At 56.7% G+C, this 10121-nt stretch carries 9 protein-coding genes; 5 read left to right on the top strand and 4 right to left on the bottom strand.

Annotation, left to right across the window (positions count from 1 at the left end; all coding sequences use genetic code 11):
* Nucleotides 1-174 precede the first annotated feature (174 nt).
* Nucleotides 175-2118: a bifunctional 2',3'-cyclic-nucleotide 2'-phosphodiesterase/3'-nucleotidase gene (locus NNN71_RS21370; RefSeq protein WP_271459292.1), complete on the top strand. Its 1944-nt coding sequence runs from the start codon at nt 175-177 to the stop codon at nt 2116-2118.
* 22 nt (nt 2119-2140) lie between these two features.
* Here NNN71_RS21370 and NNN71_RS21375 read toward each other — a convergent pair whose 3' ends face one another.
* Nucleotides 2141-2527, bottom strand: coding sequence for a winged helix-turn-helix transcriptional regulator (locus tag NNN71_RS21375; RefSeq protein ID WP_167577044.1), 387 nt, complete (start codon nt 2525-2527; stop codon nt 2141-2143).
* A gap of 84 nt (nt 2528-2611) precedes the next feature.
* On the opposite strand from NNN71_RS21375, the gene NNN71_RS21380 reads away from it, so the two are divergent.
* The 3 genes from NNN71_RS21380 (at nt 2612) to NNN71_RS21390 (ending at nt 5407) form a co-directional block, all read left to right on the top strand.
* Nucleotides 2612-3460, top strand: coding sequence for an SDR family oxidoreductase (locus NNN71_RS21380; RefSeq protein ID WP_249022417.1), 849 nt, complete (start codon nt 2612-2614; stop codon nt 3458-3460).
* An 81-nt stretch (nt 3461-3541) separates the two neighbouring features.
* Nucleotides 3542-4366, top strand: a complete 825-nt coding sequence (locus tag NNN71_RS21385) for an AraC family transcriptional regulator (RefSeq protein WP_223803442.1) — start codon at nt 3542-3544, stop codon at nt 4364-4366.
* Between the two features lie 75 nt (nt 4367-4441).
* Nucleotides 4442-5407, top strand: coding sequence for a DMT family transporter (locus NNN71_RS21390; RefSeq protein ID WP_167577046.1), 966 nt, complete (start codon nt 4442-4444; stop codon nt 5405-5407).
* A gap of 3 nt (nt 5408-5410) precedes the next feature.
* Here NNN71_RS21390 and NNN71_RS21395 read toward each other — a convergent pair whose 3' ends face one another.
* Complete coding sequence (locus NNN71_RS21395) at nt 5411-7060, bottom strand: methyl-accepting chemotaxis protein (RefSeq protein WP_271459293.1); 1650 nt, start codon at nt 7058-7060, stop codon at nt 5411-5413.
* Nucleotides 7061-7291: 231 nt separating this feature from the next.
* Here NNN71_RS21395 and ytfE point away from each other — a divergent pair, with 231 nt between their 5' ends.
* On the top strand, nt 7292-7954 hold the full coding sequence (gene ytfE / locus NNN71_RS21400) for an iron-sulfur cluster repair protein YtfE (protein ID WP_167577047.1): 663 nt from the start codon (nt 7292-7294) through the stop codon (nt 7952-7954).
* 36 nt (nt 7955-7990) lie between these two features.
* Here ytfE and nudI read toward each other — a convergent pair whose 3' ends face one another.
* Nucleotides 7991-8416: a nucleoside triphosphatase NudI gene (nudI, locus tag NNN71_RS21405; RefSeq protein WP_163445838.1), complete on the bottom strand. Its 426-nt coding sequence runs from the start codon at nt 8414-8416 to the stop codon at nt 7991-7993.
* Between the two features lie 162 nt (nt 8417-8578).
* On the bottom strand, nt 8579-9985 hold the full coding sequence (gene cycA, locus NNN71_RS21410) for a D-serine/D-alanine/glycine transporter (protein ID WP_163445839.1): 1407 nt from the start codon (nt 9983-9985) through the stop codon (nt 8579-8581).
* Between the last annotated feature and the right edge of the window lie 136 nt (nt 9986-10121).

Below are 10121 nucleotides of genomic sequence, written 5' to 3' on the forward strand. Positions count from 1 at the left end.
GTTTTATTTATATCGTATTGCCGCTTAATCCGCTATTCCCATCATCGTTCCGGATAACTGTGAACCGCTGCCGATTTCCCGTCATGATTTTCTGGCATGATTCACATCCTTGTAAGCAACAGAAAACAAATACATTTAAATCTGTGTCTTAGATCGAAAAAAAGGATGCCTCTGATGATCAAGTTTAGCGCAACGCTTCTGGCCACGCTGATCGCCGCCAGCGTCAATGCGGCAACGGTGGACCTCCGTATCATGGAAACCACCGATCTTCATAGCAATATGATGGATTTTGATTACTACAAAGATACCGCCACCGAGAAGTTCGGCCTGGTCCGCACGGCGAGCCTGATTAACGCCGCTCGCGACGAGGTGAAGAACAGCGTGCTGGTGGATAACGGCGATGTTATTCAGGGTAGCCCAATGGGTGACTACGCGGCAGCAAAAGGGTTAAAGCAGGGCGATACGCACCCGGTGTATAAAGCGATGAACCTGCTCGACTACACGGTGGGTAACCTCGGCAACCACGAGTTCAACTACGGTCTGGATTATCTGCACAAAGCGCTGGCGGGTGCGAAATTCCCGTATATTAACGCCAATATCATCGACGTTAAGACCCAAAAACCGATGTTTACTCCGTATCTGATTAAAGAAACGGACGTAGTCGATAAAGATGGCAGCAAGCACACGCTGAAAATCGGCTATATCGGCTTTGTGCCGCCGCAGATCATGACCTGGGATAAAGCCAACCTGAGCGGCAAAGTCACCGTTAACGATATCACCGAAACCGCCCGCAAGTACGTGCCGGAGATGCGCGCCAACGGTGCGGACGTGGTGGTGGTGATTGCCCACTCCGGCCTCTCTGCCGATCCCTACCAGGCGATGGCGGAAAACTCGGTCTACTACTTAAGCCAGGTGCCGGGCGTTGACGCCATTATGTTCGGCCACGCCCACGCGGTGTTCCCGAGCAAAGACTTCGCCAGCATTAAAGGCGCGGATATCGCCAAAGGCACTCTGAATGGCGTTCCCGCGGTCATGCCGGGCATGTGGGGCGATCACCTGGGCGTGGTCGATCTGGTGCTGAACAATGACAGCGGCAAATGGCAAGTGACCTCGGCACAGGCGCAGGCGCGACCGATTTACGATGCGGCGGCGAAGAAATCGCTGGCGGCAGAAGACAGTAAGCTGGTCGATGCGCTGAAAGCCGACCACGATGCAACGCGTGAGTTCGTCAGCAAGCCGATCGGGAAATCCTCCGACAACATGTACAGCTACCTGTCGCTGGTGCAGGACGACCCAACCGTCCAGGTGGTTAACATGGCGCAGAAGGCCTACGTTGAGCACTATATTCAGGGCGATCCGGATCTGGCGAAACTGCCGGTGCTGTCTGCCGCCGCGCCGTTTAAAGTGGGTGGCCGTAAGAACGATCCGGCCAGCTATGTCGAAGTGGAAAAAGGCCAGCTCACCTTCCGCAACGCCGCCGATCTTTATCTCTACCCGAACACCCTGGTGGTGGTCAAAGCCAGCGGCAAAGAGGTGAAAGAGTGGCTGGAGTGCTCTGCCGGGCAGTTCAACCAGATCGATCCGCACAGCAGCAAGCCGCAGTCTCTGATCAACTGGGACGGCTTCCGCACCTATAACTTCGACGTGATTGACGGTGTGAACTATCAGGTTGATATCACTCAGCCTGCACGTTATGACGGTGAATGTCAGGTCGTTAACCCGAAGGCCGAGCGTATTAAGCATCTGACCTTCAACGGCAAGCTGATTGATCCAAACGCCACGTTCCTTGTCGCCACCAACAACTACCGTGCCTACGGCGGTAAGTTCGCGGGCACGGGTGACAGCCACATTGCCTTCGCCTCGCCGGACGAAAACCGCTCGGTGCTGGCGGCCTGGATTGGCGCCGAGTCGAAGAAAGCCGGTGAAATTCACCCGGCGGCGGACAACAACTGGCGTTTAGCGCCGATTCACAGCGACACCAAACTGGATATCCGCTTCGAAACCTCACCGTCAGAAAAAGCGGCGGCGTTTATCAAAGAAAAAGCGCAGTATCCGATGAAACAGGTGGCGACCGATGATATTGGCTTCGCGATTTATCAGCTGGATTTGAGTAAGTAAACAACGAGCCGACACAGGCGTTTTACGCCTGTGTCGGGCTCTGTTGCGCCATCACCAACGGCAAGTTCACCTCAATCCAGTCCGCCAGCGCCGCCACCTTTTCGCTCACCTCTTCTCCCAACGGGGTCAGGCTATACTCTACATGCGGCGGTACCACCGGGTAGGAAACGCGGTTGATAAAGCCATCCTGCTCAAGCGCCTGCAACGACTGGGCGAGCATTTTTTCACTCACGCCGCCCATTTTACGCCGCAGGTCGCTAAATCGGTGCGTACCCTCACGCAGCGCCACCAGAATCAGTACGCCCCAGCGGCTGGTCACATGTTTGAGTACGTCTCGCGAGGGACAGCGCTCGGCAAACAAATTGCCGTTACGCATCTTTTGCGTCAGCGTCGGATTATTTTCTTTCATACTTACCTTTCCGTACGTACTTACTAAAAGTTAGTTATGGTGTTAGCTTACCACAACACCATACGAACACGAAGGAGAATACCCATGATCGCGATTACCGGAGCCACCGGCCAACTGGGCCAACAGGTGTTTGCTAACCTGCTCAACACCACTGCCGCCAACCAACTCGTTGCCGTTGTCCGTAACCCGGCAAAAGCCGAAGCGCTAAGCCAGAAAGGCGTCGTTGTGCGTCAGGCCGACTACGGCGACGAAGCGGCGTTAACCAGGGCCCTGCAAGGTGTCGATAAGCTGCTGATTATCTCCTCCAGCGAAGTCGGCCAGCGCGCGCCACAGCACCGCAATATCATTAACGCCGCGAAAGCCGCAGGCGTAAAATTCATCGCCTATACCAGCCTGCTGCACGCCGACACTTCTCCGCTGGGGCTGGCCGACGAGCACGTCGCCACGGAAAAAATGCTGGCCGACTCCGGCATTCCTTTCGCGCTGCTGCGCAACGGCTGGTATACCGAAAACTATCTGGCGAGCGCGCCTGCCGCGCTGGAACACGGTGTGTTTATCGGGGCTGCCGGTGAAGGCAAAATCGCCTCCGCGACCCGTGCCGATTACGCCGCTGCCGCCGCGCGCGTGATAGCCGAAGACGGTCATGCCGGGAAGGTATATGAACTGGCGGGCGATCACGGCTGGACGCTGAGTGAACTGGCCGCTGAACTGGCAAAACAGAGCGGTAAGAACGTGGTTTACCAGAACCTGAGCCAGGCGGATTTTGCCGCCGCGCTGAAGAGCGTGGGCCTGCCTGCCGGACTGGCTGACATGCTCGCAGACTCAGACGTCGGCGCCTCGAAAGGCGGCCTGTTCGACGACAGTCATACGCTCAGCAAACTGATTGGTCGCCCGAGCACGCCCCTTGCCGAGAGTGTCAAAGGTATCCTGTAAGCGTTAAGAACGGGTTAAATGGGGTAGCGCCTCCGCGGGTCATCTCTGATAATGAAGGGATGACCCGGAGGGAGAAGTGACGTGGAAGGCGTACCAGAACAGTTCAACGACGAGAAAGACAGCGCACGCTTTCGCCACCTGGCGCAGGTGCCGGGCTTAGAGCTGTATCATGCCCATATCTCGCGTTACGCCTTTGAGCCCCACACCCACGAAGCGTTTGGTATCGGCGTGATTGAAGCCGGGGCTGAACGCTTTCGTTATCGTGGTACCCAGCATGTCGCGCCCACCCACTCTATCGTCACCATGAATCCGGACGAGCTGCATACCGGCGAAGCAGAAACCGCCGACGGCTGGCGTTACCGGATGATTTATCTCGACCCCGATCTGCTTGAAAGCGTCACCGGCATTCGCCACTGGTGGTTTGCCGATGCCACCCGTCACGATCCGCTTCGCGCGCTGCAAATTGGCCGCCAGATCCATGCCTTATGGCACACCGACGATCCGCTGGCGCAGAAAGGGCTGCTGCTGGATTTAATCGATACTTTTCAGCCGCTGGCCTGTCACGCGCCGGTGCTGGCCGAAGGAATTCACCGCTTCGCCCACGTGCGCGACTATCTGTACGACAACTACATGCATCCGATCACGCTCGATGAGCTGGCGAACGTCGCGGCGCTGAGCCCGTGGCACTTCCAGCGCCAGTTTAAGGCCCACTTCCACGTCACGCCGCACCAGATGCTGATGGCGGTACGCCTGTGGCGCGCCAAAGAGTTTCTCACCCGCGGCATGCCTGCTGCCGAAGTCGCAGCGGCCACCGGCCTGACCGACCAGTCTCATCTCACCCGAGCCTTTACCCAGCGCTATGGCATTACCCCCGTGCGTTATCAAAAACAGGTCACCCGTCGCTAATCAGCAATCTCGTACAATACTGAATCCATTTCCCCTCCTACACTTTGCGCATGTTTAACCGAAGTGGATATCACGATGATTAGCGGTGTGCTGTACGCCCTGTTAGCGGGTTTGATGTGGGGGCTGATTTTTGTCGGGCCGCTTATCGTGCCGGATTACCCGGCGATATTACAATCGATGGGGCGCTATCTGGCGCTGGGGCTGATAGCCCTGCCGCTGGCCTGGCTGGGCCGCGCACGCCTGTGCCAGCTCACGCGCAAAGACTGGTGGACGGCGCTATGGCTCACCATGATGGGCAACCTGATTTATTACTTCTGCCTGGCCAGCGCGATTCAGCGCACCGGTGCGCCTGTTTCCACGATGATCATCGGCACATTGCCTGTGGTGATACCGGTATTCGCCAACCTGCTTTATAGCCAGCGCGACGGCAAGCTTTCCTGGCTGCGGCTGATGCCCGCCCTGGTACTGATCGGTTTTGGGCTGCTGTGCGTCAACGTCGCCGAGCTGCATCAGGGGCTACCGAACTTTAGCGGCTGGCGCTACGGCTCGGGCATTGCGCTGGCGAGTATTTCGGTGGTCTGCTGGGCGTGGTATGCGCTGCGTAACGCCCGCTGGCTGCGAGAGAATCCGCATCAGCCGCCATTAATGTGGGCGACCGCACAGGCGCTGGTGACGCTGCCGGTTTCCATCGTGGGCTATATCGCGGCCTGCGCATGGCTAAATACCCAGACGCCGGATTTCTCACTGCCTTTTGGCCCGCGCCCAGCGGTATTTATTGGCCTGATGATGGCCATCGCCGTGCTGTGCTCGTGGGTCGGCGCGCTCTGCTGGAACGTGGCGAGCCAGCGGCTACCGACGGTGATCCTCGGGCCATTGATTGTCTTTGAAACGCTGGCAGGGCTACTGTACACCTTCCTGTTGCGCCAGGAGATGCCGCCAATATTGACGCTAAGCGGTGTTACCCTGCTGGTTATCGGCGTGGTGATTGCGGTGCGCTCGAAACCGCAGAAACCGGCGGTGGTGCCGGTTTCTGAGTCCTGAGGTTTAGAAGGTTTCCCAGTTCGCTTCACTCAGCGGCGTAGATTTTACCGCCGGAGTGAAAGCTTTCTTCACCGGTGCGGGCTGGCGCTGCTGCTGGCGGCTGATTTTAAACACGGCTACCGTCTGGTTCAGGCGTGCGGCCTGCTCTTCCAGCGCGGCGGCCGCGCTGGCTGACTCTTCCACCAGCGAGGCGTTCTGCTGCGTGACGCGGTCCATCTCGGCAACCGCCTGACCCACCTGATCGATACCGCGGCTCTGTTCATCAGAGGCCGAGGCGATTTCGCCCATGATGTCGCTGACGCGGGTCACCGCGTTGACGATCTCCGCCATCGTCTCTCCGGCTTCGTGTACCAGCGCGGAACCGGCGCTGACGCGATTGCCCGAGTCATCAATCAGCCCTTTAATCTCTTTTGCCGCTTGGGCGCTACGCTGCGCCAGCGTACGCACTTCCCCGGCGACCACCGCGAAACCGCGCCCCTGCTCGCCCGCGCGCGCGGCTTCCACCGCGGCATTCAGCGCCAGAATATTGGTCTGGAAGGCAATGCCATCAATCACGTTGGTAATCTGCGCAATTTTGCTGGAACTGGCGGCGATTTCGTCCATTGTGCGCACCACGCCGTCAACCACATTACCGCCCTTCTGCGCCGTTTCCGAAGCGTTATGGGCCAGCTGCGTCGCCTGACGGGCGTTATCGGCGTTCTGCTTCACCGTCGCGGTCAGTTGTTCCATGCTGGCTGCCGTCTCTTCCAGCGACGCCGCCTGTTGCTCGGTGCGCGAAGAGAGATCGTTGCTGCCGGCAGAGATTTCGCCCGCACCGGTATAGATGGTATCTGCGCCCTCACGCACCACGCCTACCGTCTTCGCCAATGATTGCTGCATGTCGTTGACGTTACGCGCCAGAAGGGCCATTTCATTGCTGCCCTCGGTATTGATGTCGTTGGTCAAATCGCCTTCTGCGATATGCCGAATGTGCGCCATCACGTTATGCAACGGCTTGAGCAACACGCGCTGCATGGCTATCCAGCTCACCACAATCACCGCCACCACCAGCAGCATGATCGCGCCAAGCGTCCACAGAATACGCACATAGTCGCTTTCATTTTGTTTGATGCCGGCATTCGTCAACGACGCCTGCGCCGCGCGCCAGTCTTGATAGACGGCCTGCATCGCCCGCTGCTTCTGTTCGGCGTTCTGCTTAAACATCTCCTCCAGCTTGCCTTCCGCCAGCAGCTCATTCATGCGTGCCAGCGTGGCGGAATAGATGCCGTATTGTTTCTCCAGGCTGTCCGACAGGTGACTATCCAGCCCCGGCGTTTCCGGCAGCGCGTAATATTTGTCGTAATGATGTTTTGCTTCAGCCAGCAGATTATTCGCCGTATCGACCAGCGTTTTCAGTTCGCCGCCGTTGACGCTGCTCGCCATCGTCCCCTGCAGACGCAGCATGCCGCGGTTAAGGGTCACGCGAGCCTGGTTAAGGCTAATCCATGCGTCAGTAAACTCGGCCACGTTCTGGCTGGAAAGCTGAGAGACGGTAAAGTTCTGCTTATCGTTATTCAGCGCGCGTACAAATACACCGGCTGAAATCATCTGCATCGCGCCCAACGCGACCAGAACAACAATCAGTACGGTGATTACTTTTATTCTTTTAAACATCATTTGCCTTTTTGTGCAGGTGATCTGAAGTCTCACTATCGGCAGCACGACGGGCTTATTTAATCGATTCAGGTCTTACCAGCGCTATTCTCAATAAGATTCAGCACGTTAAAGGGCAATAATTTTTTGTGACAACCATCACTTAAAATTCTCTCCCCATAAAGGGGTATATCCTCGCCATAAAGATGCATTTAAAATACATCTTATATTATTGATGACGAGGTAACTGCTATGGCCTTTCGCGACCAACCTTTAGGCGAGCTGGCGCTCTCTATCCCACGCGCATCCGCGCTGTTCCGTAAATATGATATGGATTACTGCTGCGGCGGTAAGCAGACACTTGGCCGTGCGGCCACTCGCAAAGATCTGGACGTTGCCGTGATTGAGGCCGAGCTGGCGAAACTGGCAGAAGAACCGGTGGAAAAAGACTGGCGTGCCGCGCCGTTGGCCGAAATCATCGACCACATCGTGGTGCGTTATCACGACCGTCACCGTGAACAGCTGCCGGAGCTGATTCTGCAGGCGACCAAAGTGGAACGCGTGCACGCCGACAAGCCGAACGTACCGAAAGGGCTGGCCAAATACCTGACCATGCTGCACCAGGAGCTTTCCAGCCATATGATGAAAGAGGAGCAGATTCTGTTCCCGATGATCAAACAGGGGATGGGTAGCCAGGCCATCGGGCCGATTAGCGTAATGGAAAGCGAGCACGATGAAGCGGGCGAACTGCTGGAAGTGATCAAGCACACGACCCAGAACGTCACCATTCCGCCGGAAGCCTGCACCACCTGGAAGGCGATGTACAACGGCATCAACGAGCTGATTGACGACCTGATGGAACACATCAGCCTCGAAAATAACGTGTTGTTCCCGCGCGCGCTCAAAGGCGAATAACGTTATCCCACGCCTCTCCATTCGGGAGGCGTTTTTTTACAGCAGCCCTTTCTGGCGGAAGGTTTCTCGCGTTGCCACGTTGAGATCCAGCCCCGCTAACGCTTCGGGTTTCACCCAGGCAATCTCCTGAAATTCTTCATTAAACGTCACATCACGATTGGCGCTCACGCAGTCGAAGATGAGATAAATCATATAGATTTGTTCCGTGGTACCGTCAGCGTAGGTTTTCACCCGTACATCGTCACGGAAGGCCCACGGCTTCACCTCGGTAATCTCCAGCGCATCGCCCAGCTCTTCGCGGATTTCGCGACGCAGCGCTTCTTCCATGGTTTCTCCCGCCTCCATGCCGCCACCGGACAGCGCCCACTGGCCGGGGAAAACGCCGCGGTCGTCGGCCATTTTGCACAGCAGGTATTCGCCCTGGTTTTGAATCACCGGGCAAACAATCGTTCTCTGACGCATTTTATCTCCATACGCTTTTCGTTTATGGCTTGGAAATTAGCACGTTGAGAAATGGGGGGCTACGAGATGGGGCGCAAAAACGAAGAAAGCGCCACAATGGGCGCTTTGTACGGTTTTCCTCTACGGCCCTCTGGGGAGAAGGCCGGAGAGAGGGCAAATATCTTACTTAGCCCGCTGATTCTTACGCAGGAACATCCACCCCAGACCCAGCACGATGAACCAAATCGGCGTCACCATCAGCGCTTCACGGGTATCGGTTTCCAGCGTCAGCAGGACCAGAACAAAGGCGAAGAACGCCATGCACACCCAGCACATCACCTTGCCCAGCGGCATTTTGTAGATGGATTTTTCATGCAGGTGCGGACGCTGCTTACGGTACACCAGGTAGGAGCACAGAATAATCGTCCAGACGAACATGAACAGAATCGCCGATACGGTGGTGATCATGGTGAAAGCCGCGATCACGCTTGGGTTGACCATCAGCATCACCACGCCGCCCAGCAGGCAGATACAGGAGAAGGTCAGCCCTTTCGCCGGTACCGCACGTTTGGAAAGCTTGGCGAACAGGCTCGGCGCTACGCCGTCCTGCGCCAGACCGAACAGCATACGGCTGGTAGAGAACACGCCGCTGTTGGCGGAAGAAGTCGCTGAGGTCAGCACCACGAAGTTGATAATGCTCGCCGCAGCCGGCAGGCCAACCAGCATGAACAGCTCAACGAACGGGCTCTTATCCGGTACGACTGAACTCCACGGCGTCACGGACATAATCACGATCAGCGCAAAGACGTAGAACATGATGATACGAATCGGAATCGAGTTGATCGCGCGCGGCAGCGATTTCTCCGGATCTTTGGTTTCTGCGGCGGTGGTGCCCACCAGCTCAATCCCCACGAACGCAAACACCGCTATCTGGAAGCCAGCAAAGAAACCGCTAATGCCTTTCGGGAACCAGCCGCCGTCGTTCCACAGATGCGCGAATGACGCCTCTACGCCGGTTGGCGAGGTAAAGTGCGTCAGTACCATCACCAGGCCGACGATAATCAGCGCCACGATGGCGACGATTTTGATCATCGCAAACCAGAACTCCATCTCACCAAACATCTTCACGGTGGCGAGGTTGAGGCCCAGCAGCAGCAGGACCACCGCCAGCGAGGCGACCCAGTCAGACAACCCGGGGAACCAGAATTGGGCATAGGCGGTGATCGCGACGACGTCCGCCATCCCGGTGACTACCCAGCAAAACCAGTAGGTCCAGCCGGTGAAATAACCCGCCCACGGGCCGAGCAGATCGGCCGCAAAGTCGCTGAATGATTTATATTCGAGATTGGAGAGCAGCAGCTCACCCATCGCGCGCATGACGAAGAACAGCATAAAACCGATGATCATATAAACAAAGATGATCGACGGCCCAGCGAGACTGATTGTTTTCCCCGAGCCCATAAACAGCCCGGTACCGATGGCACCGCCAATCGCAATCAACTGAATATGTCGGTTAGTAAGGTTTCGCCGTAGCGACTGTTCAGCCGGCTCCTGCTCTGAAGCAGCAGCGACTTTGATCTGATCAACCATGTGATTTTCTTCCTGTTGTTTCTGTCTGTGTTGTGCGGGCTCTACTGGCCCTTTATGTCGTCATGCAAAACGATCCCGGTTATAGGATGTCTCGATATTAGGTAAGAATCGGAGGGATGAATACTATGATTTAAAT

Origin of the sequence: Kluyvera sp. Awk 3, assembly GCF_028069715.1 — a bacterium.
In the GTDB taxonomy this organism is placed as follows: Bacteria; Pseudomonadota; Gammaproteobacteria; order Enterobacterales; family Enterobacteriaceae; genus Kluyvera; species Kluyvera georgiana_A.

Excerpts from the sequence above, each read along its gene's own strand:
- NNN71_RS21370 (WP_271459292.1), top strand. The coding sequence starts at position 175 with ATGATCAAGTTTAGCGCAACGCTTCTGGCCACGCTGATCGCCGCCAGC.
- NNN71_RS21375 (WP_167577044.1), bottom strand. The coding sequence starts at position 2,527 with ATGAAAGAAAATAATCCGACGCTGACGCAAAAGATGCGTAACGGCAAT.
- NNN71_RS21380 (WP_249022417.1), top strand. The coding sequence starts at position 2,612 with ATGATCGCGATTACCGGAGCCACCGGCCAACTGGGCCAACAGGTGTTT.
- NNN71_RS21390 (WP_167577046.1), top strand. The coding sequence starts at position 4,442 with ATGATTAGCGGTGTGCTGTACGCCCTGTTAGCGGGTTTGATGTGGGGG.
- NNN71_RS21395 (WP_271459293.1), bottom strand. The coding sequence starts at position 7,060 with ATGTTTAAAAGAATAAAAGTAATCACCGTACTGATTGTTGTTCTGGTC.
- ytfE (WP_167577047.1), top strand. The coding sequence starts at position 7,292 with ATGGCCTTTCGCGACCAACCTTTAGGCGAGCTGGCGCTCTCTATCCCA.
- nudI (WP_163445838.1), bottom strand. The coding sequence starts at position 8,416 with ATGCGTCAGAGAACGATTGTTTGCCCGGTGATTCAAAACCAGGGCGAA.
- cycA (WP_163445839.1), bottom strand. The coding sequence starts at position 9,985 with ATGGTTGATCAGATCAAAGTCGCTGCTGCTTCAGAGCAGGAGCCGGCT.